The sequence below is a fragment of the Pseudoalteromonas shioyasakiensis genome (assembly GCF_024518675.1).
In the GTDB taxonomy this organism is placed as follows: domain Bacteria; phylum Pseudomonadota; class Gammaproteobacteria; order Enterobacterales; family Alteromonadaceae; genus Pseudoalteromonas; species Pseudoalteromonas shioyasakiensis_B.
In genome coordinates this window covers 82503-108843 of sequence record NZ_JANIGL010000007.1, presented here as the reverse complement: position 1 = coordinate 108843, position 26341 = coordinate 82503, and the positions used below count along the sequence as shown (strand labels likewise).

Annotated in this window: 23 protein-coding genes; 10 read left to right on the top strand and 13 right to left on the bottom strand. The window is 41.0% G+C overall.

Annotated elements, in window-relative coordinates; all coding sequences use genetic code 11:
* The first annotated feature begins 51 nt into the window (after positions 1–51).
* The 7 genes from NQT69_RS16935 (at position 52) to fusA (ending at position 8994) form a co-directional block, all read left to right on the top strand.
* A complete protein-coding gene (locus tag NQT69_RS16935) occupies positions 52–1305 on the top strand; it encodes an OprO/OprP family phosphate-selective porin (protein ID WP_256828853.1) in 1254 nt (417 codons plus the stop codon).
* 12 nt (positions 1306–1317) lie between these two features.
* The gene (locus NQT69_RS16930; RefSeq protein ID WP_372823426.1) at positions 1318–2301 is read left to right on the top strand and encodes a Bug family tripartite tricarboxylate transporter substrate binding protein; all 984 of its coding nucleotides are present in this window, start codon (positions 1318–1320) and stop codon (positions 2299–2301) included.
* Between the two features lie 12 nt (positions 2302–2313).
* Positions 2314–2784 (top strand): tripartite tricarboxylate transporter TctB family protein, encoded by a 471-nt coding sequence (locus NQT69_RS16925; protein WP_306174093.1) that lies wholly within the window; start codon positions 2314–2316, stop codon positions 2782–2784.
* Between the two features lie 3 nt (positions 2785–2787).
* Positions 2788–4329 (top strand): tripartite tricarboxylate transporter permease, encoded by a 1542-nt coding sequence (locus NQT69_RS16920; RefSeq protein ID WP_256828851.1) that lies wholly within the window; start codon positions 2788–2790, stop codon positions 4327–4329.
* A 15-nt stretch (positions 4330–4344) separates the two neighbouring features.
* Positions 4345–5991 carry an ATP-binding protein gene (locus NQT69_RS16915; protein WP_256828850.1) on the top strand — a complete coding sequence of 549 codons (1647 nt, stop codon included), beginning with the start codon at positions 4345–4347 and terminating at the stop codon, positions 5989–5991.
* Positions 5988–6710, top strand: a complete 723-nt coding sequence (locus NQT69_RS16910; protein ID WP_256828849.1) for a response regulator — start codon at positions 5988–5990, stop codon at positions 6708–6710. Before NQT69_RS16915 ends, NQT69_RS16910 begins: the two co-directional genes overlap by 4 nt.
* Before the next feature lie 199 nt (positions 6711–6909).
* Complete coding sequence (fusA, locus tag NQT69_RS16905; RefSeq protein WP_256828848.1) at positions 6910–8994, top strand: elongation factor G; 2085 nt, start codon at positions 6910–6912, stop codon at positions 8992–8994.
* A 395-nt stretch (positions 8995–9389) separates the two neighbouring features.
* Here fusA and hemB read toward each other — a convergent pair whose 3' ends face one another.
* The 11 genes from hemB to NQT69_RS16850 all read right to left on the bottom strand — a co-directional run bounded on the left by hemB (position 9390) and on the right by NQT69_RS16850 (position 19095).
* Entirely contained in the window at positions 9390–10397 is a 1008-nt protein-coding gene (gene hemB, locus NQT69_RS16900) for a porphobilinogen synthase (RefSeq protein WP_256828847.1), read from the bottom strand.
* 9 nt (positions 10398–10406) lie between these two features.
* Positions 10407–12254 (bottom strand): sensor domain-containing diguanylate cyclase, encoded by a 1848-nt coding sequence (locus tag NQT69_RS16895; RefSeq protein ID WP_256828846.1) that lies wholly within the window; start codon positions 12252–12254, stop codon positions 10407–10409.
* Positions 12255–12256: 2 nt separating this feature from the next.
* Entirely contained in the window at positions 12257–13039 is a 783-nt protein-coding gene (locus NQT69_RS16890) for a TatD family hydrolase (protein WP_256828845.1), read from the bottom strand.
* Positions 13039–13560 (bottom strand): hypothetical protein, encoded by a 522-nt coding sequence (locus NQT69_RS16885; protein WP_256828844.1) that lies wholly within the window; start codon positions 13558–13560, stop codon positions 13039–13041. The genes NQT69_RS16890 and NQT69_RS16885 overlap by 1 nt, the downstream gene beginning before the upstream one ends.
* Positions 13561–14304: a twin-arginine translocase subunit TatC gene (gene tatC / locus NQT69_RS16880; RefSeq protein ID WP_256828843.1), complete on the bottom strand. Its 744-nt coding sequence runs from the start codon at positions 14302–14304 to the stop codon at positions 13561–13563.
* Positions 14305–14350: 46 nt separating this feature from the next.
* Positions 14351–14683, bottom strand: coding sequence for a Sec-independent protein translocase protein TatB (tatB, locus tag NQT69_RS16875; RefSeq protein WP_256828842.1), 333 nt, complete (start codon positions 14681–14683; stop codon positions 14351–14353).
* A gap of 4 nt (positions 14684–14687) precedes the next feature.
* Positions 14688–14927 (bottom strand): Sec-independent protein translocase subunit TatA, encoded by a 240-nt coding sequence (gene tatA / locus NQT69_RS16870; protein WP_256828841.1) that lies wholly within the window; start codon positions 14925–14927, stop codon positions 14688–14690.
* Between the two features lie 67 nt (positions 14928–14994).
* The gene (ubiB, locus tag NQT69_RS16865; protein ID WP_256828840.1) at positions 14995–16599 is read right to left on the bottom strand and encodes a ubiquinone biosynthesis regulatory protein kinase UbiB; all 1605 of its coding nucleotides are present in this window, start codon (positions 16597–16599) and stop codon (positions 14995–14997) included.
* Positions 16600–16616: 17 nt separating this feature from the next.
* Complete coding sequence (locus tag NQT69_RS16860) at positions 16617–17222, bottom strand: ubiquinone biosynthesis accessory factor UbiJ (RefSeq protein WP_256828839.1); 606 nt, start codon at positions 17220–17222, stop codon at positions 16617–16619.
* Between the two features lie 32 nt (positions 17223–17254).
* The gene (ubiE, locus tag NQT69_RS16855) at positions 17255–18010 is read right to left on the bottom strand and encodes a bifunctional demethylmenaquinone methyltransferase/2-methoxy-6-polyprenyl-1,4-benzoquinol methylase UbiE (RefSeq protein WP_256828838.1); all 756 of its coding nucleotides are present in this window, start codon (positions 18008–18010) and stop codon (positions 17255–17257) included.
* A gap of 98 nt (positions 18011–18108) precedes the next feature.
* The gene (locus NQT69_RS16850; protein WP_256828923.1) at positions 18109–19095 is read right to left on the bottom strand and encodes a GGDEF domain-containing protein; all 987 of its coding nucleotides are present in this window, start codon (positions 19093–19095) and stop codon (positions 18109–18111) included.
* Positions 19096–19437: 342 nt separating this feature from the next.
* On the opposite strand from NQT69_RS16850, the gene NQT69_RS16845 reads away from it, so the two are divergent.
* On the top strand, positions 19438–21225 hold the full coding sequence (locus NQT69_RS16845; protein WP_256828837.1) for a DUF885 domain-containing protein: 1788 nt from the start codon (positions 19438–19440) through the stop codon (positions 21223–21225).
* Between the two features lie 115 nt (positions 21226–21340).
* Positions 21341–22822, top strand: coding sequence for an FMN-binding glutamate synthase family protein (locus tag NQT69_RS16840; protein WP_256828836.1), 1482 nt, complete (start codon positions 21341–21343; stop codon positions 22820–22822).
* 38 nt (positions 22823–22860) lie between these two features.
* On the opposite strand, the gene mtnK is transcribed toward NQT69_RS16840, so the two are convergent.
* The gene (gene mtnK / locus NQT69_RS16835) at positions 22861–24078 is read right to left on the bottom strand and encodes an S-methyl-5-thioribose kinase (RefSeq protein ID WP_256828835.1); all 1218 of its coding nucleotides are present in this window, start codon (positions 24076–24078) and stop codon (positions 22861–22863) included.
* Between the two features lie 131 nt (positions 24079–24209).
* Here mtnK and mtnA point away from each other — a divergent pair, with 131 nt between their 5' ends.
* Positions 24210–25235: an S-methyl-5-thioribose-1-phosphate isomerase gene (gene mtnA / locus NQT69_RS16830; RefSeq protein WP_256828922.1), complete on the top strand. Its 1026-nt coding sequence runs from the start codon at positions 24210–24212 to the stop codon at positions 25233–25235.
* On the opposite strand, the gene NQT69_RS16825 is transcribed toward mtnA, so the two are convergent.
* Positions 25227–26291 carry a RelA/SpoT domain-containing protein gene (locus NQT69_RS16825; RefSeq protein WP_256828834.1) on the bottom strand — a complete coding sequence of 355 codons (1065 nt, stop codon included), beginning with the start codon at positions 26289–26291 and terminating at the stop codon, positions 25227–25229. The genes mtnA and NQT69_RS16825 overlap by 9 nt on opposite strands.
* Between the last annotated feature and the right edge of the window lie 50 nt (positions 26292–26341).

Here is a 26341-nt window from a genome sequence, read left to right as displayed (position 1 = left end):
TACCTGATCTTTGACAACAAACGATTATAAAAATGAGTATGGAGAACACAAATGAAAGCAAGTAGCACACAATTAGCGCTCGCTATAGCAGCAGCGTTAGCTAGTACTTCGGCTCTAGCTGATAACGATACTGATAAGTTGCAACAACAATTAGATGAACTGCAAAAAGAAGTTGATTCGCTAAAAGGTAATAAAGCTTTTGGTCTTGAATTTGGTGGTCGTTTGCAGGTGGACTATAACCATTTTGATGGTGCTTACAACGCGGGTCCTAATCGTTCAGGGGAAGCGGCGAGTGATTTGTTTGTTCGTCGTGCTCGATTATATGTTGAAAGTGAACACAGTGATTGGGATAACAAATTACTACTCGATTTTGCTGATGACACAGGTGAAATCGTTATGGCCCGATTGCGCTACAGTGGTTTTGGTAATGGTTTAAAAGTACAGGTGGGTAAGCTACGCGAAGATATTTCTTTAAATGCACTAACCAGTTCTAAGCATATAGCCACTATTGAGCGTAGCTCGCTTGCAGATAACGTTTCGCCTTATTTTCAGTGGGGTACATCGGTATACCAATATTTTAAAGATACAGGTTTACGCTATGCCGTCGGTGTTTATAAAAATGAAGCCTTTGGCGCTAATGGTAACAATAACGATGATGGTTCGCTCGCTCTATCACTAACAGGGCGTTTAACATGGCAACAAGATTTAGATAATGGCGTATTACATTTAGGTAGCTGGTATTCAAAACGTGATATGGGCGGACGTGTGTTAACAGGTGCACTTGCTCGTGGGGAAGTACGCAGTACGAATACCCGATTACTTAATTATGCAGCTGGTGGAGAGTTAGTACGTTTAAATAGCTTCGAGCAAGTTGGTCTTGAAGCGGCTTATCAAAATAAAGGGTTCAGTGTTGAGGCTGAATATGCGATACGAGAAATCGACACATTGGATAATAGCTCTGCACTAAATGGCGAGCGTTTTGACGCGTATGCCGTTACAGCAAGCTACTTTTTAGATGGTTCACAAAAGAAATACTCAAAAGGCAGCGCGGTATTTTCTCAACCAAAAGGCGTGAAAAACGCATGGGAGCTCGTTGCTCGTTTCAGTGGTGCAGATGCAACATCTGAGTCACAAGGTACTGAAGTGACCACTTATACTGCGGGTGCCAATTATTATTATTCTTCACAAGTTAAGTTTATGGCTAACCTAGTTTATTCTGAAGTTGAAGGCCCTGGTGCTGATGACTTAATTGGTGACGAAGACGATGGCTTAGGTTTAGCCGCTCGTATTCAGTACTTATTTTAAGGGGCATAAAACATGAAGTTGCTTACAAAAACGTTTAAATCATTTAAAACCACAGTGCTGGCCGCTTCGCTGGTACTAAGTAGCCCATTTGCAATGGCTGATATTCACTTCCTAGTACCTGGAGGCCCTGGCGGAGGCTGGGATACCACAGCTCGTGGGGTCGGTGAAGGTTTAGTAAAAGCAGGAATTGAAGATAATGCATCTTTTCAAAACATGTCAGGTGGCGGTGGTGGTCGTGCAATTGCCTACTTAATTGAGTCAGGTACGAAAAAGGGTGATATTTTAATGGTTAACTCAACACCTATTGTGTTGCGAGCATTATCAGGGAAAATTCCTTACAGCTATCGAGACTTAACACCTGTAGCGAGCATGGTTGCCGACTATGGTGCTTTTGTAGTGCGAAACGACTCTCCTTACAAAACGTGGCAAGATGTGATTGCTGCAATGAAAAAAAATCCGGGTTCAGTCAAGGTTGCTGGTGGTTCGGCTCGTGGCAGTATGGATCATTTGGTTGCTGCTCAAGCGGTTAAGTCAGCAGGCCTTGATGGACGACGTTTACGTTATATTCCATATGATGCTGGTGGCAAAGCTAAAGCAGGGCTGTTATCTGGCGAGGTTAACTTGCTCTCTACCGGCTTGAGTGAGGCGCTAGAAGTTGCTAATGGTGGTCAAGCACGTATTTTGGCTGTCACTTCTGGGGAGCCTTTACCTGATTATCCACAGATCCCTACACTTAAATCATTGGGCTACGACATGGAATTTGTTAACTGGCGTGGTTTTTTTGCAGCACCAAACTTACCAGATAACAAACTTGCACAGTACACCGAAAAGTTACGCAAGCTACAAAGCACTCCTGAATGGGAAACCGTGCGTGCTCGTAACGGCTGGTTAAACCTGTTTCAAGAAAAGGAGCAGTTTATAAAGTCACTTGAGCAGCAAGAAGCACAGCTTAGAGTCGTTATGGAAGAGCTCGGCTTTATTCGTACATTACGTTAATCGGGGCTAATGATGTTAAACCGCGAATTACTAGGGCCAAGTTTATTCTTGGCGCTATTTACCTTATACGCCATTGTTGCATGGCAAATACCACTCCTTCCATTTGAAGAGTATGAAATGGTGACCTCTGCCACCTTACCTAAAGTATATGCTGGGTTTGGTATTTTGGTGTGTTTATTATCCATTGGAGCGACCTTATTAAAGCCTCAAGAGCAAAAAGAGGAGCCTGAACAACGCCTAGATAAGAGAGATGTATTACGCACCTTCGGCTTGTTAGTGTTGATGGTTTTATACAGTACGGCGCTGGAGCCAATTGGTTTCTTAATCTCTACGAGTATTTTTTTATTAGTGGGCTTTTTTGTGATGGGGGAACGACGGAAAAAGATTCTACTGCTTGCGTCTATTCCTGTTGTAGTGGTTTTTTGGTTTTTAATGACCCAAATACTCGGTATTTATTTGGTTCCTGGCGATCTGTGGAGTTAAGTTATGTTTGATGGAATTATGCTGGGTTTGTCGACCGTACTCGACTGGAATAATTTGTTGTACGTTATTGTAGGGTGCTTTGTTGGTACATTTATCGGCATGCTACCGGGTCTTGGCCCTATTACCGCGATCGCGTTAATGATCCCAATTACTTATAGCATTGGTGCTGATTCAGGCATGATATTAATGGCGGGTGTTTACTACGGCGCTATTTTTGGTGGCTCAACATCGTCTATTTTAATTAATGCTCCTGGTGTTGCAGGCACGGTAGCTTCCTCTTTTGATGGCTACCCGTTAGCTAAGCAAGGCCATGCCGGTAAAGCGTTGGCAATCGCAGCTTATTCCTCCTTTATTGGCGGCACAATCGGCGCGATTTTATTGATGGTGGCCGCACCGTTATTGGCAAAAGTGTCGCTAAGTTTCCAATCACCTGATTACGTTGTGTTGATGTTTTTGGGATTAACCGCCATTGCTGCATTTTCTAATAAAGGGCAATTTTTAAAAGCCATGATGATGACGGTGTTTGGTCTAATGCTAGCTACAGTGGGTATTGATCCCTCATCGGGCACTGAGCGTTTTACATTCGGTCAAGCAGATTTACTTGATGGTATAAGCTTTTTATTAGTGGCGATGGCAACGTTTGCGCTGGCTGAGGCATTAATTAATGTTGTTCGTCCTGAGAAAAAAGAAGTGAAGAGCATTAACGATTCTGATACACCGCAGATTGGTTCAACCAAACTGAGTAAAGCTGAAGTGAAAGAAATGGCGCCGAGTGTAGGCCGTTCTTCTATCCTTGGTTTTATTGTTGGTGTGCTTCCTGGAGCTGGGGCGACGATTGCCAGCTTTATGGCGTATGCAACTGAGCGTAACTTAGCACCAAAAGCATTAAAAGATAAATTTGGTAAAGGTTCATTGCGTGGTTTAGCTGCGCCAGAATCGGCAAATAATGCGGCCTGTACTGGTTCTTTTGTGCCATTATTAACGTTAGGTATTCCAGGCTCTGGCACTACGGCTATCATGCTAGGTGCATTGATTGCTTACGGTATTCAGCCTGGGCCAATGTTGATGGAAGAAAATCCAAGTGTATTTTGGGCTGTGATCGTTAGTATGTACTTTGGCAACATTGTACTACTTATCTTAAATTTACCACTGATCCCTTACTTTGCAAAAGTATTGGCAATGCCTAAATCAGTGCTCACTATCATGATTCTATTCTTTAGCTTAATAGGGGTTTATTTGGTCTCTTTTAATACGTTTGATTTATTCATGATGGTTGGTTTTGCGCTGGTAGCTTTGGTGTTAAGAATATTAGCTTTCCCAATGGCACCTTTACTACTAGGATTTATTTTAGGGGATATGATTGAACGTAACTTCCGTCGTTCGATGATGCTCTCTGATGGTTCGCTAAGCTTTTTATGGGAGCGTCCTCTCACGTTGAGTATTTTTGTTATTTCGCTCTTAGTATTGTTATTCCCACTAAAAGATTTTATAACTCAGCGGCGTGCTGATAAAGCCGCACTCAAAGCGAGTCAAAAGCATGCCTAAAAGTTAAGGTTGAGTATGAAGTACACCAAAAAGCGAAATCCATTGCACAGCATAGTTAAGACTCCTAAACGTTTAGAAACACGGCTAATTATTTGGGTAACAGGGCTATGTATATTACAAGCTGTGTTGTTTGGTGGTTTGGTGTACCAAATTACAGCTCAAAGCTTGCATAGCCATATTGGTGATAAAGCGCTGGCTGTTGCCACGAGTATTGCATCAAGTGATGATGTTGTGCAGGCATTAAAAGGCTCACGTAATCTAGTGACAATCAACCAAGAAATTGAAAATCTGCGTCAGCTTACTGGGGCAGATTTTATTGTTATTGGGGATACAAATGCGAATCGTATCGTTCATCCTGATAAAAATAAGTTAGGGCAGCGTATGGTGGGTGGAGACAGTCAAGAAGCCCTTCAAGGAGAGCGCTATATATCTGTAGCACAAGGCAGTTTAGGAGAGTCGATTCGCGGTAAAGTTCCTGTATACGATGAACAAAAAAATATCATTGGTTTGGTATCTGTTGGGTTTTTGGTGCAGTCAGTAGAGCCTTTGATTCAGGCACGTATTGTTGAAATAGTTGCTTGGGGTTTGTTATTGGTGGTACTCAGTATTTTAGCTGCTGTGTTTATTGGTCAACGTGTTCGTAACGCTATTTTTGGTTTACAGCCAGATGAAATCGCCCGGTTATTTTCAGAGCAAGACGCGATTTTAAACACCATGCGCAGTGGTGTAATAGCCCTAGATCCGGATGGGCGCGTGCGTAAATTAACGCAGCGAGCATGCGAAATTTTGGATAAACCGACGGCCTATAGTGAGCAGGATTTAATGCTCAGTGATTTGCTGCCTGAACATGCAGGTTTTTTATTGCGTAATCAACGTCGCAAAATGGTTGGTTTTGAATTATTTGCTGCAGATAAACGTTTAGTGCTGTCTCGTTTTTCGTTGCAAGTACAAGGTCAAGCAGATGGTATTTTATTAACCTTGCGCCCTGCTGATGAGCTTGAATATATGAGCCAGCAGCTCACTAAAGTTCAAGCCTTTGCTGAGTTACTACGTGTTCAAACTCATGATTATTCTAATAAACTTAATCTCATAGGTGCATTAATTCAAATGGGGGAAGCAGACAAAGCGATTGAGTTGATAGGCCAAGAAAGTCAAGGCTCACAAGCACAGATACATCACTTACTAGAGCGTATTCAAGACCCTGTACTAGCCGGTTTACTGGTAGGCAAGTACCATAAAGCGCGAGAGCTTAATGTGATATTAGAATTAAACCCAGACAGTTTACTTGGCGCAATTGCACGTAAAGAGATGATTGAACGAGTAGTGTCAATTCTAGGTAATTTAATTGATAATGCAATTGAAGCGGCAATTTGTGCAGCAGAGCTCCGTAAGCCCTATGTAAGAGTAACGGTTGATGAGACAAATAAAACATTTTTATTTGATGTTGAAGACAGCGGTACTGGTTTAGGTAGTGATCATGGAGTGATATTCAGCCCACAATATAGCTCAAAGTCAGGAGCTGAACATGGTATAGGTCTATATTTAGTTAAAACCAATTTAGACTCATGTGGTGGAAGTTTAGAGATTGGTGAATCAGATTTAAAGGGCGCTCGATTAAGCGTTTATATTCCCAAAGAAAACAATAAGAGTGATAGCAAATGACATATTCAGTGGTCATTATCGAAGATGAAGTCGAAGTTGCGCAATTGTTAGCACAATATTTGTTGTTGCCAAATGGTACCGCGGGTAACCAAACTACGCGGCAAAGTTTACGCCAAGGGCAGTATCAAGTGGTCGGTATAGCTGCAAACCTAGCAACAGCTCATGGTCTGTTAAAAGCAATAGAGCCAGATCTCATCTTATTAGATATTCATTTACCGGATGGTAATGGGTTGGATTTATTAACTGAGCTACGCGCTCAAGCAATTAAAAGTGACGTGATGCTACTCACCGCGGCAAAAGAAGTCGAAACTTTAGAAAAAGCGATTCAATTAGGTGCCTGCGATTTCTTAGTAAAACCACTCATGTTACCTCGTCTTGATCAAGCGTTGGCTCGTTTTGAAGCGCGTCAACAATGTTTGTCAGATGCCAATGAAGTAACGCAATCTATGGTTGATACGCTATTTGGCTCAAACGAGCAAAGTAAGGCACCAACTAGATTGCCTAAAGGTGTGGATCAACTTACATTAAGAAAAATTTTAGATGCTTTTAATGCGAACAAAAAAACACCTTTCACCGCTCAGCAAATGGGCGATCTCGTTGGGGTTAGCCGCTCAACAGCAAGACGTTATTTAGAATATTTATTGGAAGCTGAGCAAGTGGGAGCCGACCAAAGCTACGGTAGCATTGGTCGACCAGAACGTTGCTATAAAATGGATTAAAGGCAATTAAATGGCTGATAAAGCTAGACTAAATTGTTTCTAATTACGCAGTTTTAGCTATTTAACAACATTGATATATCTGTAAGCAAAAAAATTTTCTAGAATTGATTGCATTTTAAGCGACTTCTATGGTGATGTTCGCTTTAACTAATGCTATACTCCCGCCGAATAATTTTTCGACTTTATTAAGAGTAAAATAATGGCAGATTTATCGAAGTACAGAAACATTGGTATTTTCGCGCACGTTGATGCGGGTAAAACCACTACTACTGAGCGTATCCTGAAGCTTACAGGTACTATCCATAAAACAGGTGAGGTTCATGATGGTGAATCTACAACTGACTTCATGGATCAAGAAGCTGAGCGCGGTATTACTATCCAGTCTGCGGCAGTAAGCTGTTTCTGGAAAGATCACCGTTTCAACGTTATCGATACTCCTGGACACGTTGACTTCACAGTTGAAGTTTACCGTTCACTTAAAGTATTAGACGGTGGTGTTGGTGTATTCTGTGGTTCTGGTGGTGTTGAGCCACAATCAGAAACTAACTGGCGCTATGCTAACGAATCTGAAGTTGCACGTATCATCTTCGTAAACAAATTAGACCGTATGGGTGCTGATTTTTACCGTGTAACTGAGCAAGTACGTAAAGTACTTGGTGCAGTACCACTAATCATGACTTTACCAATCGGTATTGAAGATGATTTCGTTGGTGTTGTAGACGTGCTTACTAAAAAAGCATACATCTGGGATGAGACTGGTCTTCCAGAAAACTACGAAATCACAGACGTTCCTGCAGACATGGTAGAAAAAACTGAAGAATACCATGAGATGCTTATCGAAACTGCTGTAGAGCAAGACGATGACCTAATGGAAGCGTACATGGAAGGTGAAGTACCTTCTTTAGAAGATATCAAGCGTTGTATCCGTAAAGGTACTCGTGACCTTGCTTTCTTCCCAACATTCTGTGGTTCTGCGTTCAAGAATAAAGGTATGCAACTTGTACTTGATGCTGTTGTTGATTACCTACCGGCACCTACAGAAGTTGATCCTCAACCTCTTATGGATGAAGATGGTAACGAAAACGGCGAGCATGCAATTGTATCTGCTGACGAACCATTCAAAGCGCTAGCATTCAAAATCATGGATGACCGTTTTGGTGCATTAACGTTCGTACGTATCTACTCTGGTAAGCTTAACAAGGGTGACACTATCCTTAATGCGTTTACTGGTAAAACTGAGCGTGTTGGCCGTATGGTTGAGATGCAAGCAGATGAGCGTAAAGAGCTTACTTCAGCACAAGCTGGTGATATCATCGCCATCGTAGGTATGAAAAACGTGCAAACTGGTCACACTCTATGTGATCCTAAGCACCCAGTAACTCTTGAGCCAATGGTATTCCCAACTCCAGTAATCTCGATTGCTGTACAGCCTAAAGATAAAGGCGGTAATGAGAAAATGGGTATTGCTATCGGTAAAATGGTTGCAGAAGATCCATCTTTCCAAGTTGAGACTGATGAAGATTCAGGCGAAACTATCCTTAAAGGTATGGGTGAGCTTCACTTAGATATCAAAGTAGATATCCTTAAGCGTACTTACGGCGTAGACCTTGTTGTTGGTCAACCACAGGTTGCTTACCGTGAAACTATCACTCGTGAAATCGAAGATAGCTACACGCACAAGAAGCAATCAGGTGGTTCTGGTCAGTTCGGTAAGATTGATTACCGCATCAAACCAGGCGAAGCGAATTCAGGCTTCACGTTCACTTCATCAGTTGTTGGTGGTAACGTACCTAAAGAATTCTGGCCTGCAGTTGAGAAAGGCTTTAAGTCAATGATGAACGAAGGTGTTCTAGCTGGCTTCCCAGTACTTGACGTTGAAGTTGAGCTTTTCGACGGTGGCTTCCACGCGGTGGATTCATCTGCAATCGCATTCGAAATCGCTGCTAAAGGCGCTTTCCGTCAATCGATCCCTAAAGCGGGTGCACAACTTCTTGAGCCAATCATGAAAGTTGACGTGTTCACGCCAGAAGATCATGTTGGTGACGTAATCGGTGACCTTAACCGTCGTCGTGGTATGTTAAGCGACCAAGAAGCTGGCTTAACAGGCGTTCGCATTAAAGCTGACGTTCCGTTATCAGAAATGTTCGGTTACATCGGTTCACTACGTACAATGACATCAGGTCGTGGTCAGTTCTCTATGGAGTTCTCACACTACGCAGCATGTCCACAAAACGTAGCTGACACTGTAATCGCTGCAGAAAAAGAGAAAAAAGCTGCTAAGTAATTAGTCACTTAAACTCTTAAAAAAACCCGCACTTGTTGCGGGTTTTTTGTTTTGTAAGATAACTATTTATGTCCGTAATTAACTAGCTGCTAATCATATGGGAAGATGTTGCTATTACCAAAAACCCTTTCATAAATTTATAAAGAAACATTCGTCATAATAATTTCTAATAAAATTGTTTATAGATGATTTGCTCTTAATCAACAGCAGTCATTACTCTTATAGTCTAATTCATCTTATGGTTTTTAGGAGGATATCAGGTGAACAAAAAGAGTAAGTTAAAGGTTTATATATTGGAGAGTAAGAACCTGTAGTAAAACTGTTTCAGGTCAATTTACAGCAATTGATTAAGTTAATGCCACTTTAACTTAAAGCAGCATTAGACTGCTAAGTCGTTATTTCTTTAACCACTGAGCTGCTTGCTTGGCAAAATACGTTAAAATGCCATCAGCACCTGCGCGTTTAAACGCTAATAGTGATTCCATTATTGTTGCCTCTTCTGCTAACCAGCCATTATCAATGGCCGCTTTGTGCATGGCATATTCGCCGCTGACCTGATAAGCGAAGGTTGGCACGCCAAACTCGTCTTTAACGCGACGAACAATATCTAAATATGGCATGCCTGGCTTTACCATAACCATGTCGGCGCCTTCTTGTAAGTCTAAGGCGACTTCGCGAATTGCCTCATCAGAATTTGCCGGATCCATTTGATAGGTTTTTTTATCTGCGCCTTTCAAGTTACCTGCCGAGCCTACCGCGTCACGAAAGGGTCCGTAGTAACTTGATGCATATTTCGCAGAATAGGCCATTATACGAGTGTGTATATGACCGTCGGCTTCAAGCGCTTCACGAATAGCACCAATACGGCCATCCATCATATCTGAAGGAGCAACAACGTCTGCGCCAGCCTCTGCATGTGATAGCGCTTGCTTTACTAAAATCTCGGTCGTAACGTCATTTATTACATAGCCTTCGTCATCAATAATACCGTCTTGGCCATGCACTGTGAATGGGTCAAGTGCGACGTCGGTGATCACTCCAAGCTCTGGAAATGCGGCCTTTAATGCGCGAACAGTGCGCTGTGCAAGGCCATCATCACTATACGCTTGTTCAGCTAATAGCGATTTCTTATCTGCAGGGGTGACGGGGAAAATAGCCACAGCAGGTACGCCTAAATCAACAAGCTCTTGCGCTTCTATTAGCAATAAATCAATTGATAAGCGCTCAATCCCAGGCATTGACTCTATACTTTCGCGGCGATTTTTTCCTTCAAGTACGAATACTGGGTAGATTAAATCATTTACAGTCAGCTGGTTTTCAGCCATTAGCCGGCGGGAAAAGTCATTACGACGCATTCTGCGCATGCGTGTATAAGGAAAAAGATCCAGACCTGATTGGGCCATTATTTGCTCCTAGTCTAAAATTGGAAAGCTAATTACCCGATTACGGCCATTTTGCTTGGCATGATAAAGTGCTTTATCTGCGCAATCAGTAAATAATCCTGGGTTATTAGTATCTTCTGCGATAGCGCTATAGACACCAGCACTAATTGTAAATTTTATATCTGAGTTGGCAATAGTAATCGTTGTATTCATTATTGATTGTTTAATAGACTCGGCAATCTCTAAAGCACCGGATATCGGCGTGTTGGGGAGTAACACGACAAACTCTTCACCACCATATCTAGCAACTTCATCAAGGGGGCGCTTTAAATGGCTTTTTATAATATCTGCTACAGCGCGAATAGTTTGGTCGCCGATCAAGTGGCCATAGTTATCGTTGATCACTTTAAAGTGATCGATATCTAGCATAATAATACCTAAAGGCGTTTGCTCTCGGCGAGAGCGGCGTAAATCCATAACCAACTTTTTATCGAAATAACGGCGGTTTTTAACTTTCGTTAATGGGTCTTCCATATTAAGTAGTTCTAGAGCGCGGTTTTTCTCTTCCAGCTCCCGTAAAGTTACTTGTAGTTCAAAAGTGCGCTCTTCAATATTACTTTCTAAGTCTTGCCGAGCTTGTTCTTGTAGCGCTAAACGTTCCTGTAATAGCACGTCTTGGGCTTCATTTTGTGCTATTTGAGCCTGTTGTAAGGCAATTTGGGCATCGCGTTCAATGATGAAATGCCTAATGGTGGCAAAACTTAAACTCAACGAGCAGAGCAGAAAACTAATGAACATAAAAGGCAAGCTTCGTGAGTCTAAGTTAAAGAGATTGAATACCACAATATTTAAGTAAACCAAGGATGCAGCGTAAATTATAGCCCCTATAAGTAACGCATTAAGAGGTTGATTACGGCTATGTTTAATATGCAAAGCGATAATTGTGCTGTGTAATAGCATCAATAACAGACTAATACTTAAGCTGTAGCTGACAAATACGGGGGTAGGGAACCAGCAAGCAACAAATAAACTTATGAATACAAGGTAGTTACACCCAGTGTGTACCTTATCTATTTGCTTGAAGCTATAAGTTCTTAATTGCTCAAATAAAGGTTTAAATAAGCAGCTCGTGACTAACAGCATGCTAGGGATCGCTAGTTGCTGTAGGCTAGGCAGTGAGGGGTGAAAATAACGGTAGCCAAAGCCGTAAAGGTAGATAAGCAACAGCCACAGGGTAACCAGCACACTACCGCATAGTGCAAAGTAGTGCTTTCTTGAAAAACCAAATAGCACAAAACTAGTTAAGGCAAGTGATAAAATAAAGCCTACGAGCAAGCCATATAGCAGGTTAAATTTACTTTTATATTTTAAATATTCATCACTTTGCCACAGACTTAATGGCACTCTTAAGCCAGCTTGGTTTTCAACCCGTAACAATAAAGTACTGTTACTTTGAGGTGGGAGTACTAGTTTTACTAAGAGTGACTCATTTTTAATTTGCCGGTTCTTTAATGGCAATGCATCGCCTATTTCTTTAAACAGTAAAGTCTTATTTTGCTGATAATGATAAACAGACACTTTATCTAATAGTGGGTTATCAATAGAGAGTAGACTCGCTAGTTCATTTTGTTCTTTATTGATCAGCTTAACGCGCAACCAAGCCACTTTATAGCGCATACCTAAGTTCAAGTTTTGGCTGCTGGCAGCTTGCCATTCATTTGATGTTTTTGCTTGTTCTGGTGTAAGTGGTTGGGCAATATATTCAAATGGAATGAACTGCAAACGGCTAACTTGCTTATCAAGTATTATGTCTGTTGCAAAAGCCGAAGACGCAGTAAAAAAAATAAAGCTGCATAGCAACCACCAAGCACACTTCATTATTAGGCCTTAGGGTTGAATAACTGTTGAAAATTAAGTGTAGTTTGTTTCGCTACCGTTGCAAAGTCTACGCCTTTCAATGTCGCGATTGTCTGGCACACATAAGGTAAATAACTGGGCTCGTTACGACGTGATTTTGGCTTTGGTTTTATTGTTCTAGGTATTAAAAAGGGCGCGTCTGTTTCTATGAGTAAGCGCTCTAAGGGAATGCTAGGTATCAGCTGCTGCAACGCTTGACCGCGACGCTCATCACATACCCAGCCAGTAATACCTATGTATAAGCCCAGTTCAAGGTATTGCGTTAACGCATCCTTATCCCCAGTAAAGCAGTGAAGTACACCGCGTATCTTATGTTGCTTTAAAATTCTGAGCATATCTTCACTAGCATCACGTTCATGCAGATAAACAGGTAAGTTGAGTTGCTCTGCAAGAACAAGCTGGCGAGTAAGCACACTTCTTTGTGTATCCCGAGGTGAAAAATCACGGTTATAGTCTAAGCCGCATTCACCAATCGCCACTACTTCAGTTTGTTGTGCCAGAGTCGTTAACTGTTGCTCTAATTGTTCGGTGGCGGTTTTAGCATCGTGAGGGTGAATACCGGCCGTCGCAAGGAGTTTATATTTATTTGCTAAAAACAGTGCTTGTTGGCTGCTTGCGATATCGCAACCAATAAGCAGCATTTGACTAATATTCTGTGCTTTAGCACGTGTAATAACAGCCTCATGCTGATCATCAAATTGATGATTAGTAAGGTTTACACCTGCATCGGTTAGCATTAGCGTCATTAATTGGTACGTTTCACACGAATTGAATTGTTTTTCCCTTGCACTCTCAGTAGGAATGAATTAAACATTCCTCGCTCGATAACAACTGTATCTTCGCTATTTAGGCGCATACGGTCAGAACCTATTTGACGCCATTTTTGACCATTATTAAGGGTTATAATTAACTCACCATAAGGGGCTTGTTTGACATCGGTAACCACTGCGGTGATTTCATCATCATTGCCTTTAGTTGCTTCTTTATGTTCTAAACCAAAGTCTTCATTTTTTGTTTTTACTATTTGATCAGTAGCTACCACTGCACCGGCTGTTGCAGCAGGAGCGGCCGTATCAGCAGGGGTTAATTGTTTAGTCGTTGTTGGTTTACTTAATGATTTTCCTGCCATAGTGTTGTCATAGCATAAGAGGCGATTAAAATCATTTTCAACCAAGGTACAGGCTTGCAGTGCTTGTAAGTTCACTTCATCGGCATAAACCGTTGATGCACTTAAAAGTGCTATTATTGGTAATATTTGTTTTTTCATTTATTCCTCTGACTCATCTTGCTGAGGCTTAGCGCTGTAAAAAGCCGCTAAAATTAATCCCAATTCAAATAACAGTAGCATCGGAAATGCTAATAATGTTTGTGAAAGTACGTCTGGTGGGGTTAAAAACATAGCCACCACAAAGACACCTACCACAATATAAGGTCGTTTTTCTTTCAAGCTTTGCGTTGTTGTTGCACCACTCCAACATAACAGCATGATTGCAACAGGAATTTCAAATGCGACACCAAAGGCAAAAAACAGCTTTAAAGCAAAGCTTAAGTAGCTGCTTATATCTGGTGCAAGGGTCATCATTTGAGGACCAACACTGGTAAAAAACCCCAATATAATTGGCAAAACTACAAAGTAGCAAAAAGCAATACCGCTATAAAACAAGATGATACTTGATGCTAATATTGGCATTAACATGCGTTTTTCATGTTGATATAGCCCCGGTGCAATAAACCCCCAAATTTGGTGTAAAATAACCGGAATTGCCGCAAATAAAGCAACAAATAAGGTTAGTTTGAACGGTGCAAAAAAGGGTGCTGTTACATCTGTAGCTATCATGGTTGCAGTACTTGGTAAGTGTGCAACCAGTGGTGCAGCAACAAAGCTATAGATGTCATTTGCAAAATAAACAAAGGCAATAAAAAATAGCAAAATAGCTAATAAAGCCTTCATTAATCTATTGCGTAATTCAATTAAATGACCAACAAAGCCTGATTGAGTTTGCTCTGCCATAATTTAATTGTTACCTATTAATAGACCACAGAGTGCAAAAATAATTTCATTTTTGTTCATCAATATTCACTTTATCGCTTTGCTCGGGGGAATTTTTTTTATAACTGTGGGTTACAGAATCAGCGGCTTTTTTTAGCTCGTTAACAGAGTCTTTTACTGCAGGACTTAAGTCTTGCATGCTTTGTTGTTCGGCTTTTTTTAGGTTTTGATGCAACTCATGTACACGCAGCTCTTCATTTACTTCAGCTTTTACTGAGTTTGCCATTGATTTTATCGTCTTAACCCAGCGGCTTACTGTTCGAATTGCAACAGGCAGCCGCTCTGGGCCGAGTACAACTAGGCCAACAATTAATACAATAACAAGTTCCCACATGCCCATTTAATTAAGCCTTATGGTCTTCTTTGCTTTTGTCAGCCGTTTCTTTGCTGTGCACTGAATTAGTCGATTGTTCTATATTATCAGTGGGTTTCGCTTGTTCATCATCAGAAACTGCTTTTTTAAAACCTTTTACAGCATTGCCTAAATCACCACCGATACCGCGAAGTTTCTTTGTGCCAAAAAGTAATACTATGATTGCTAGAACAATTAATAATTGCCAAATACTAATACCACCAAAACCCATGATTTACTCCAAATCTCATTGTATGTTTACGCTGATTATACTCAGCAAAATGTAAATAGCACTTAGTTTATGCGCTACGCCACGCTAATATAAAACCAATTAATGAACAGCTAGCTGCAATACTACTGGCGATTATGTCGCTTTGTAAGTAACACAGGCCTGAAACTATCATCGCAGCGCCTGCAAACACCCCCATTATAAGGGGTTTATGTGACGCTGGTGCTGCGCACGGTTCAATTGCTTTGTGTTGTTGTTTTAAGTTGTAATAGATTAAATCAGGTAATTCGGGCATTTTTTCGGCCCAAAAAGGCAAGTTAGCATACATTTGCTTCAGTACCGACAACGGCCCTACTTGCTGTTTTACCCAATCTTCTAAAAAAGGCTTCGCTGTTTGCCACAAATCAAGTTGCGGATATAGTTGTCTTCCGAGTCCTTCAACATACAGTAAGGTTTTCTGTAATAGCACTAATTGTGGTTGAACTTGCATATTAAAGCGACGAGCTGTATTGAAAAGGTTGACGAGCACGTGCCCAAAAGAAATTTCTGCTAAGGGCTTATTAAAAATAGGTTCACAGACTGTGCGAATAGCAAATTCAAATTCTTCAACACTGGTATCTTTAGGTACCCAACCAGAGTCAACATGCAGCTGGGCTACTTGGCGGTAATCTCGGTTGAAAAAGGCAATGAAGTTCTCGGCTAGATAGCGCTTATCTTCTTTATTAAGCGTACCAACTATACCGCAGTCTATACCAATAAACTTTGGGTTTTCTGGGGTGTCATAAGAGACAAATACATTGCCTGGGTGCATGTCTGCATGAAAAAAACTATCACGAAACACTTGCGTAAAAAATACCTCAACACCACGTTCTGCAAGGAGTTTCATATTAGTATTTTGTGCAACTAATGCATCAGTATCTGAAACTGGAATACCGTAAATACGTTCCATCACCAGTACATTGACACGACTATAATCACTATAAACATAAGGAATATAAAGTGACTCTGACCCTTCAAAATTGCGCTTTAATTGTATGGCGTTAGCACCTTCGCGCATTAAATCTAACTCATCGAGTAAGGTTTTCTTGTACTCTTTAACAACTTCAACAGGGCGTAATCTTTTTGCTTCATTGATTAATTTAGCGACGACCTTAGAAAATTTTTCCATCAGTGCTAAATCAGCGTCAATCTGATTTTTAATATCAGGACGAATAACTTTGATAACGACTTCTTGTGGCTGATTATTATCATCAATTAATGTTGCAGTATGTACTTGTGCGATAGATGCTGACGCTAATGGTGTTTGTTCAAAGTCACTAAAGCATTCACTAATGTCATTAATCTCTAAAGCATTTTCAATTAATTGTTGTGCAAGCTCACCATCAAATGGTTGCACTTTATCTTGCAATAGCGCTAGCTCTAACGCGATATCTAATGGCAGCAAATCTCGCCGCGTTGACAGCATTTGACCAAACTTAATCCAAACCGGGCCTAGTTGTTGTAGCGCTAGGCGCAAGCGTAACCCTGCTGGTTTTTCTTTATGTTTATTTTTAAGCCAAAATAAACCAGCACGGCCAACTTTGCCATACCAAGGAATCTTTTTGTTTGGAATTAACTCATCTAAACCGTAATTAAGCAGGGTTTTGGTAATGTAATAAAGCCGAGCTGCTGACACAAATAATCCTTACTGACTTAGTGGAGCTGAAGTAATTGGTTGATACGTTGCTCAAGTTGAGCGACTTGACCTTTGAGCTGACGTGTTTGTTGTTTGAACTGGTCAAGCTCAAGTGGGTGAATGGTCACTTTGAGTTCGTCTTGACATAACTGGGTTAAGGTCGCTGCCACTTTTTTGTCTGTAACTAAACCTTGGCGTTTAGCGTTTTGCATTATTTGCCATAACTGTTGTGCGGGAGCGTCACCTAAGTAGCGAGAAAAGTGTTCCGGCCAATCGATATCCATAGCTGAAAATGCATTGCTAAAGCCTTGAGCTATGTTTAAATCACCCTGTAAGTCCAACTTATCTTGGCGAATTAACTGGGTCAACATAGCTGGGTTTTTAAGTGCGATGAGAGTGTCTATATCACCACTAATCATACAGTCGAATTGTTTTTCATTGGTGCTGTATAAGTGAAGATGTTGCTCGGTAAAGACTAATAAAAACTGTTGTTGCCAATCACGTATGTCAATAAGCAATCGTTTATGTGACACAGGCTCCAGTTTATCGATTAAGGTGCTATCAAGTTTTAAGCTGGTATTTAAAATGCGTTCAACTAGCGCAACAATAAAGTTAGTTAACATAACAACACCTTAGTCGGTTTTGATAGAGTTTTTTAATATTTAAAGCCACGATGTAAGGCAACGATACCACCGGTTAAATTTTGATAAGTGGTTTGCTCAAAGCCCGCGTCTTCCATCATGCTTTTCAGGGTATCTTGATCTGGGTGCATGCGGATTGATTCAGCTAGATATTTGTATGACTCTGAGTCGTTAGCAACGAGTTCACCCATTTTAGGTAACAAATTAAATGAGTAGAAATCGTAGGCCTTACTCAACACTTCATGCTCAGGTTTAGAAAACTCTAATACTAATAAACGGCCACCGGGCTTTAAAATACGGTACATAGAACGCAGCGCTTTATCTTTATCGGTAACATTACGTAGTCCAAACGCAATGGTGATCAAATCAAAGCTGTTATCTGGAAATGGCAGTGCCTCGGCATTCATTTGCACATAATCAATATTGCTAACAAGGCCTAAATTATGAAGTTTTTCACGACCGACTTTTAGCATTGATGAATTAATATCACCCAATACTACTTGGCCGGTGTCGCCAACAAGTTGACTGAACTTTGCGGTTAAATCGCCTGTGCCACCGGCTAAATCAAGCACGTGATGGCCCTTGCGAACACCAGAGCTTGCTATGGTTTGGCGCTTCCATAAGCGGTGAATACCAAAAGACATGAGATCGTTCATTACGTCATATTTTGCCGCAACGGAGTGAAAAACATCGGCAACCATCGAAGCTTTTTCTGTTTCGGCAACGGTTTTATAGCCAAAATGCGTGGTTTTTTCTTGATTCTCGTTCATGATAAATCTCTATCGTGGTAATAGAGACTAGTGTACTTGATAGTACCCCTGAGGTGCAATTTGATTATAGAAAAAATGCTTGTGGATCAAGCGCGAGGTTATTGCCCTGCAATAAAGCTGCTTTGCCCTAGTGACTTCGCTTTATAGGCTGCATTAGATGCTTTACGTGCAAGTACATTAAAGTCTTTTTCATCTTGGTGTTTTGCAATACCAAGAGATAAGTCAATTGTGGGTAATTTAAGGCCACTTTTAGAGCTAACAAAACGTAATTTTTCAACCCCATTACGGACCTTTTCGGCAATAACGTTAGCGGTTTCAGGGTCAATGTCAGCTAATAAAATGGTAAAGGCATCTTTGCTGGTGCGACCTGGTAGGCCACTTTCAAGCACGTATTTTTGAATTTGCTTGGCCACTTTATTTAAAATAACTTCGCCAATCATGTCGCCATAGTTAGTGATAAAGTGCTCTAAGTTATCAATTTGTATGGCAATCGCACATACAGATTTATTTTGACTTAACCAAAGCTGAGTTTGTTGGTTTAAATAATGGCGTTTGTATAAGCCAGTTTGTTGATCCGTGATATGTTGTTTGCGAAGTTGCACTAGCTGTTGTTGGGTTTTTTCTTGTAGTTTTTTCGCTTTACTTAGTTCTTGTTTAAACTGTTGATGTTGATTAAGTAACTGTGCTGTTTGCTTGCTTAGGGTATCGAGCGCATGTCGGCTTTTTTGCACATTGTTTTCATCAAGAGAATGAACACAATCGCTAACTTGGTTGGCAAAGCGCACAATATCGTGCTCGGTTGACTTGGCACTACGTGAGAGTGAATTGATAATGCCGTCAACATTACGAACCATTGACGTTTCCGTCTGGTGGGCTTGGTCCATATGATCAAAGTAAAGCTGTTCTATGTAGACACTATCTATTTCTTGACCAAGGGCAACAGCGCGGTCTAAAGTTGCATTAAGGTCAGCGTTGGCTTGGCTTACATAGGTATAAATAACATTATAATTAAGCGGTGAAGGTGGTAATGCATGACGTTCTAAAAAGATACATACCTTTGTCATTTTTTCTTGAGCAATCGCCATGGAGTCATGGAACATCATTTATTTATACCAACTAAATACGCATAACAGCTAAATTAAATAACTCACTCCATGAGACATCAGCGCTATCCTAGCATTTGATACTTCCCTACATTAATCTGTATCGCGTGTATTTAAAAGTAAAAAAGTGTGATTTACCGCGGATATTTACTTTTTTACCGTTCAATAGCTGGTTTTATCAACAATTCTAAAGTACTGCTTAAGTACTAGGCAGGTAATGCTGTAAATTTAACCTGAGCAAAGACGCTCTTGGTCGCATTTATTTTGGTAAAACGAATTGAATAAGGTAGTTTAAATCAACTACAGATAGCAGAGCCTTTTAATATGAAAATAAAGTTCCAAAAGAAATCATCGGCAGTATTTCGCCATTCATTATTAAGTATAGCATTTGCTTGCTCACTAAGCGCCTGCCAAATGACTAGCGTTGACAGTGATGAGCAATTCACTGCAGTGGCACAATCCATTGTTGATTATCGTAAAAGTATCAGTCCATATAGCAACCCTGAAGGTGTCGATGGTTATTTACTAAATAACCTGTCAGCGGAGTTTTTAGAGCAAAAATATCAAAAAAACACTGAGCTTTTAGCGCAACTTGACGCTATTGATACACAGAGCCTCAGTGAAGAAAACCGCATAAACTTGACGATTATTCGTGCTCAGGTGCAAAACAGTGTCGATGAGTATGTATTTAACAGCCATTACATGCCCTTAACCTCTGAATATGGTTTTCATTCAAGCTTGTCATTTATGGTGTCGCAATCAGATTTCAAAACCTTGGCTGATTACCAGCTATATCTTGAGCGATTGCAGCAAGTTCCTCGTTTTTTCGCGCAAAATATTGGTTGGATGCGAAAAGGATTAGAAGTCGGCTTAACTCAACCACAAGCTGTATTAGTGGGCTATCAAGACTCTATCACAGCCTATATTGTTGATGATGCAACAAAGTCTGAGTTTTATAAGCCATTTTTAAATAATACTGCTGGGTTAGCTGCGAGTGAGTTTGCTCAGCTACAACAGCAAGCTAAAAAAGTAATTGATGAGCAAGTTATTGCGGCTTATCAAGGTTATTTAACGTTCTTTAATGAAGAGTATCAGCCCGGAGCGCGAAGTGAAATTGGTATTTCAGCGACACCAAATGGTGAAGCATTTTATGCCAATCGAGCTAAGTACTACACTACGACAGATATGACTCCAAAAGAAATCCACGAACTGGGTTTAAAGGAAGTCGCGCGGATACGCGGCGAAATGGACGAAGTAATCAAAGAAGTAGGCTTTGAAGGCTCGTTTGCCGAATTTGTACACTTTTTACGAACTGATCCACAATTTTATGCCACAACACCAGAAGAGTTACTAAAAGAAGCATCTTACATTGCCAAAAAAATGGATGCGCAATTACCTAAGTTATTTCATACCTTACCTCGTATGCCATACGGTGTAGCTCCTGTACCGGCTAGCATCGCGCCAAAATATACAACAGGTCGCTATTCAGGTTCGCGTCGTGATGATCAAGCTGGGTATTATTGGGTAAATACTTATGCACTTGATAAACGTCCACTTTATGTTTTAGAAGCATTAACTCTACACGAAGCTGTTCCAGGCCATCACCTACAAATTTCACTTAATGCCGAACTTGAATACTTACCAAGCTACCGTCGAGATGCGTATTTATCAGCTTTTGGTGAAGGTTGGGGTTTATATTCAGAATATTTAGGCTTAGAGGCCGGTTTTTATCAAGACCCTTATAGCAATTTTGGCCGATTAACTTATGAAATGTGGCGTGCGGCTCGATTAGTGGTTGATACAGGCATGCACATGTATGGCTGGAGTCGAGAGCGAGCGATGAACTTTATGAGTGAAAATACTGCACTGTCATTGCACAACGTGAAAACAGAAACCGATCGTTATATTTCTTGGCCTGCACAGGCGTTGTCGTACAAAATTGGTGAGTTGACAATTAAACGCTTACGCAAGGAAACCGAGCAAGCGTTAGGTCAAGATTTTGATATTCGCGAATTTCACTATCAAATATTACGTCATGGCTCTGTGCCATTATCTGTACTTGAAGAGCAAATTCAATTGTATATTCAGAGCGAGCTGGCAAAACGCGGCTAACCCTCCTCCTCATATTCAGCGCATGTCCTTATGCGCTGAGTTTTTCCTGTAAAACCCCTCCTTTAAATTGTATGCTCTTCAATAAGAATGAAAATTAACCAGCAAGGGGCGTTGCGTGAGTAGTTTTATTATTTTTAGTATTGATGTGTTTGCTAGTCTATTTATTGTGGTATTCGGTTGCTTAGTTTTACTCGTGATATATTTTTATATCAGTGACGTTACTCAGGCTAAACAAGCAATTAGACGAAATTACCCAGTGATTGGGCGGTTTAGGTATTTTTTTGAGCGCCAAGGTGAGTTTTTTCGACAATACTTTTTTGCTATGGATCGTGAAGAGATGCCGTTTAACCGTGCTGATCGGAGTTGGGTATACCGTGCAGCAAAAAATGTTGATCGTACTACGGCATTCGGCTCTACTCAGAGTTTAGAGACCACAGGCACCGTGATGTTTATGAACTGTGCCTTTCCTACGCTTGATGAAGATGCACTCGACCCTAGTGCAGTAACACTTGGCCCTTATTGCCCTCAGCCTTATGTTACTAAGTCTTTATTTAATGTCTCAGGCATGAGTTTTGGAGCCTTATCAAAGCCGGCAGTACGCGCACTGTCAAAAGGTGCAAAATTGGCAGGGTGTTGGATGAATACCGGAGAAGGCGGTTTAAGCCCCTACCACTTAGAAGGTGGTGCCGATTTAGTGTTTCAGATAGGCACGGCAAAGTACGGAGTAAGAGATGAGCATGGCAACTTAAGCACAGAAAAGCTCAAAGCAATTGCGGCCCATGAGCAAGTCAAAATGTTCGAACTTAAAATGAGCCAAGGTGCTAAACCGGGCAAAGGTGGTATGTTGCCTGGTAAAAAGGTGACGGCTGAAATTGCTGCTATTCGTGGTATACCTGAAGGGCATGATTCAATAAGCCCAAATGGCCATATTGAAATAAAAGCACCGGCAGATATACTCGATATGGTTGAAAAAGTACGCGATACGACAGGGAAACCAACAGGTTTCAAAGCCGTTATCGGAGCTTATGCTTGGCTAGAAACTCTATTTGCTGAAATTAACCGCCGTGGTATCGAATCAGCCCCTGACTTTATAACTATAGATAGTGCTGATGGCGGTACGGGTGCTGCACCACAACCTTTAATGGATTCTGTCGGTTTACCACTTCGAGAAAGCTTACCCTTGGTTGTTAATATGTTAGAAAAACATGGCTTGCGTGAGCGTGTAAAAGTGATTGCTTCAGGCAAGCTAATTGTGCCATCACGCGTAGCATGGGCGCTTGCGTTGGGTGCTGATTTTGTTGTTTCGGCTCGTGGCCATATGTTTGCATTAGGTTGTATTCAGGCATTGCAATGTAATAAAGACACCTGCCCTACAGGGATCACAACTCATAATGAGCGGCTACAGCGAGGTTTAGATGTTGAAGATAAAGCCCAGCGGGTCGCGAACTATAATAAATATATTCATTATGGAGCAGGTTTAATTGCTCATTCTTGTGGTGTATTTAGTGCGCGCGAGTTGTCTCGCGAACATGTTCGAGTGGTGCAAGAAAATGGTTTATCAGAGCCGCTTGATAAAATGTACGAGCATTATCAATAAGAAAAGGCGCCGTAGCGCCCTCAGATGGCATAAAAAAGTTAGTTTAATAAGCTGATCAGCAAGGCAAAGAAGTCATCTTTATGGGCGCAGCTTGGCGCATTGACCATTAGTTGCTCGCCAACAACAAGGGTTTGCTGTTGTACTGCTAGGCGTGCTTGCTCATCCTCTATGGTGTCGATATCTGCCACATGTGCTAAACCAATTGTTCGGCGTATTAGCTCCGCTCCGCAATAACCAATGGCGTCTTGTAGCACTTGTTGTAAGTAATAATTTGCAAATTCTGGGTTTGCCAAGCTCGCATCATTGCTGTGTTGAGTAATTAGATTCAGCCATTTTTGCTCAAATAAACTGTAACAGTCTTGCAGGCAAGTCAGTAAATGCGTTTGATATTGGCGGCGTTTAGCAAGCTCTGCAATACGTGCATTTTGGGCACAGTAGTTTAATAATAAATTACCCATAAATGATCCTATATCAAAGCCTACAGGGCCAAAAAAGCCAAACTCAGGGTCGATCATCTTGGTTGTTTGTTGATCAACAAAAATACTGCCGCTGTGCATATCGCCATGTAACAATGTTTGTGGACACGCGAGAAATTTAGCTTTTAGTTTAGCTGCAGCTAACTTGAGTGCTGTGTTGTTACGAATGTGGTTAACGTTATCGGCAAGTGCTGCTGGGAAGCTATTGCGTTCATGGATAACATAAGGGTCACTAAAAAATAAATCTTCAGTAATTTGGCACAGCTCAGGGTTCGTAAATTGACAGACTTTGGCTTTTTTATCTTGTGCCGCTAGATAAAGGTCTGAGTTATAAAAGCCTGTAGAGCTTAAGTAATGTGCTACATGCTCCGCTAGTAAAGGAAACTGCTCTGCCTTAATTTGCGCGCTACGTAATATTTGTAAATGCCCCAAATCTTCCAGTACTGTAAGGGCAAGCTCTGGGTTGTAGTGCAGTACTGCAGCTGTGTGCTTTGAGCAAATCGCGCCGTGATTTACCAAAACTTCAGCTTCAATGCGAGCGCGGTCTAAAGTAAGCGGCCATGATTCGCCAACACAGCGAGCGTAAGGGAGCGCTTGCTTTAAGATTACACTGTTATTTTGCTCATCACTTATTCTAAATACGAGATTTAAATTACCATCGCCAAACTCATAAGCAGTTAACTCGGCGTCTTGTTGAAAAGTTTCAAACTCACTTTTTTTAATCAGTTGTTTAATATAATCAATCGCATGCTGGGCATTAAAAGCAAAGTATTCGGTCATGAAGTGAGTCTCATAAAATAAGCAGTTGTAGCATTCTATACTCTCAACCGTTTAGATGTCTATACTTCTTGGTTGTGTGATTTAAAAACTGCTGTAGAATAAATCGCAGCAAAACATTTTTAGGATTCATGATGCAAGATCTGATAGCGAGTAGCTTAAAATATCAAAACAACACATTGAGCGTGTTAGATCAGTACTTATTGCCACATCAGCAAAAGTGGCATGTGTGTAATGATGTAGCCAGCATGCGAGATTTGATCTTAACCTTAAAAATACGTGGGGCACCGTTGATTGGGTTAGGCGCCAGTTTACTTGTTGCGCACTTGGCAGAGAAGGGTACTGAAAAAGCCACATTGGCTGCGGCGATTGATAAGCTAGAAGCGACACGGCCAACAGCGGTTAACCTTATGCATTGTATGGAAAAATTACGCATTGCCTTAGTGCAAGATGACTTTGTTGCAGCGATTGTGAGCACCGCGGTCAACTTATTTCATGAAGATATCGCTTTATGCGAAAGCATGGCAAGCCATGGCGCAGCGCTGGTGAACAGGGGGGATAATATTCTTACCCATTGTAATACTGGTGCACTTGCCACAGCAGGGATTGGCACCGCTTTAGGTGTCATTTATAAAGCACAGCAACAACATGGCGATATTCATGTTTGGGTTGATGAAACTCGGCCATTACTGCAGGGGGGACGGCTAACCGCGTTTGAACTTGAACGCTGGCAGATACCGTATACGCTTATTTGTGACAATATGGCAGCAAGCTTAATGGCCGCGGGCAAAGTTGATAAGATATTTGTTGGTGCTGACCGTATCGCAGCTAACGGCGACTTTGCAAATAAAGTGGGCACTTATAATTTAGCAGTATTGGCGCATTTTCATAACATCCCTTTTTATGTGGTGGCCCCGCTTACTACTCTTGATGTAAATACGGCATGCGGTGCAGATATTGAAATTGAGCAACGTAATAGCGCTGAAGTACGTGGCGTTAGCGGAAGTTTTGGTGAAGCGCTTTGGGCACCAACAAATGCTAACGTCTACAATCCCGCGTTTGACGTAACCCCCGCAAAGCTAATCACGGGCTGGGTGTTAGATACTGGCGTTTATAGCCAACGGGAAGTAGAAGCAGGAAAACTAAAAGAGTTAAGCTAATAAAATGCGGCTAAATTCAGAAAGAAACTCTGAGGTGTCATTTAGGTAGTTAGGATATGCCTTTTCAATCGATTTTAAGTCACTACCAGCAACTAAGAGTACGTTATTTTGAGTTTGCTTTTCGTGTTCTGCATAATGAGTGAGTGCCTGTTGCTTTTTGTTTGGGGCATAAAGAAATACTCGGCCTTCTTGAGTTTCAGTATTATGAACTAGCAAAGCAAATCCAGTATTTTTGGATTTATTTTTAATTTCGTCTAATTGAAAAGCACGATTAAATGCATCAAGCTTATGAAAAGCAGCAAGCTTTTTGTTTAATGCAGCAAGTTCATCAGTATATACTAGAGTTTGCTGCTGAGTTAATTGATGAGCACCATCTTTTACAGCTAAAAACTCGCCCATAATAAAGAACAGACGCTTCCAGTCTGTATCAGCCATCTTTGGGTTTGTCTTTAGCGTTTCTTTTTCAATAATATCGACAATTTCAACTGTAGTTGCCCATAAATGCTGTAGCCGGGTACGTAACTGAACTTCAATTTGAAAGCCTTTGTAATCGTGCGATTCTAAATTGTTGTAACTTTTATAAACCCTATGAATTCCTCTATAGCCAGTCGCTTTGGGATGCTTTATATAGTCATATGATTTTACGCTATGGACAGTTCTGCTTGAATCTAAGCTATTATTGAGTTCATTTAGGTGATCTAAACTATCTAAAATGACTCTACAACCTCCTATATCGTGCATACGTTTAAGGTTGATGGCATTATCACTGTTACCGTCCAATGTTTCACGTTGTAGTTTGTCAATAATAGTGGGTAGACGCTTTAGTCGCCTTACTATTGTAGCGGATTCAAGTAGATGTAACTTTTTAACATGCTTCCATACAAGATTTTTGATGATAGTGAGTGGGTATAAGTGTGCCGCGCGATAATTTTGAATTACTTCTGTAGCAAACTCAAAATCCCCTTCTTTTTTGCGAAAAATACGCCCAGCCTTTTCAACTTGCTTACGTGAAAAAGCAAGTTGTTGTTTAGACTTTTGATATTGTTCGTTAACCATTAGAAGAATCCAAGAGCGATAAAAGATATTCTAAAAATATAGTACAGAGT

Excerpts from the sequence above, each read along its gene's own strand:
- NQT69_RS16935 (WP_256828853.1), top strand. The coding sequence starts at position 52 with ATGAAAGCAAGTAGCACACAATTAGCGCTCGCTATAGCAGCAGCGTTA.
- NQT69_RS16930 (WP_372823426.1), top strand. The coding sequence starts at position 1,318 with ATGAAGTTGCTTACAAAAACGTTTAAATCATTTAAAACCACAGTGCTG.
- NQT69_RS16925 (WP_306174093.1), top strand. The coding sequence starts at position 2,314 with ATGTTAAACCGCGAATTACTAGGGCCAAGTTTATTCTTGGCGCTATTT.
- NQT69_RS16920 (WP_256828851.1), top strand. The coding sequence starts at position 2,788 with ATGTTTGATGGAATTATGCTGGGTTTGTCGACCGTACTCGACTGGAAT.
- NQT69_RS16915 (WP_256828850.1), top strand. The coding sequence starts at position 4,345 with ATGAAGTACACCAAAAAGCGAAATCCATTGCACAGCATAGTTAAGACT.
- NQT69_RS16910 (WP_256828849.1), top strand. The coding sequence starts at position 5,988 with ATGACATATTCAGTGGTCATTATCGAAGATGAAGTCGAAGTTGCGCAA.
- fusA (WP_256828848.1), top strand. The coding sequence starts at position 6,910 with ATGGCAGATTTATCGAAGTACAGAAACATTGGTATTTTCGCGCACGTT.
- hemB (WP_256828847.1), bottom strand. The coding sequence starts at position 10,397 with ATGGCCCAATCAGGTCTGGATCTTTTTCCTTATACACGCATGCGCAGA.
- NQT69_RS16895 (WP_256828846.1), bottom strand. The coding sequence starts at position 12,254 with ATGAAGTGTGCTTGGTGGTTGCTATGCAGCTTTATTTTTTTTACTGCG.
- NQT69_RS16890 (WP_256828845.1), bottom strand. The coding sequence starts at position 13,039 with ATGACGCTAATGCTAACCGATGCAGGTGTAAACCTTACTAATCATCAA.
- NQT69_RS16885 (WP_256828844.1), bottom strand. The coding sequence starts at position 13,560 with ATGAAAAAACAAATATTACCAATAATAGCACTTTTAAGTGCATCAACG.
- tatC (WP_256828843.1), bottom strand. The coding sequence starts at position 14,304 with ATGGCAGAGCAAACTCAATCAGGCTTTGTTGGTCATTTAATTGAATTA.
- tatB (WP_256828842.1), bottom strand. The coding sequence starts at position 14,683 with ATGGGCATGTGGGAACTTGTTATTGTATTAATTGTTGGCCTAGTTGTA.
- tatA (WP_256828841.1), bottom strand. The coding sequence starts at position 14,927 with ATGGGTTTTGGTGGTATTAGTATTTGGCAATTATTAATTGTTCTAGCA.
- NQT69_RS16860 (WP_256828839.1), bottom strand. The coding sequence starts at position 17,222 with ATGTTAACTAACTTTATTGTTGCGCTAGTTGAACGCATTTTAAATACC.
- ubiE (WP_256828838.1), bottom strand. The coding sequence starts at position 18,010 with ATGAACGAGAATCAAGAAAAAACCACGCATTTTGGCTATAAAACCGTT.
- NQT69_RS16850 (WP_256828923.1), bottom strand. The coding sequence starts at position 19,095 with ATGGCGATTGCTCAAGAAAAAATGACAAAGGTATGTATCTTTTTAGAA.
- NQT69_RS16845 (WP_256828837.1), top strand. The coding sequence starts at position 19,438 with ATGAAAATAAAGTTCCAAAAGAAATCATCGGCAGTATTTCGCCATTCA.
- mtnK (WP_256828835.1), bottom strand. The coding sequence starts at position 24,078 with ATGACCGAATACTTTGCTTTTAATGCCCAGCATGCGATTGATTATATT.
- mtnA (WP_256828922.1), top strand. The coding sequence starts at position 24,210 with ATGCAAGATCTGATAGCGAGTAGCTTAAAATATCAAAACAACACATTG.
- NQT69_RS16825 (WP_256828834.1), bottom strand. The coding sequence starts at position 26,291 with ATGGTTAACGAACAATATCAAAAGTCTAAACAACAACTTGCTTTTTCA.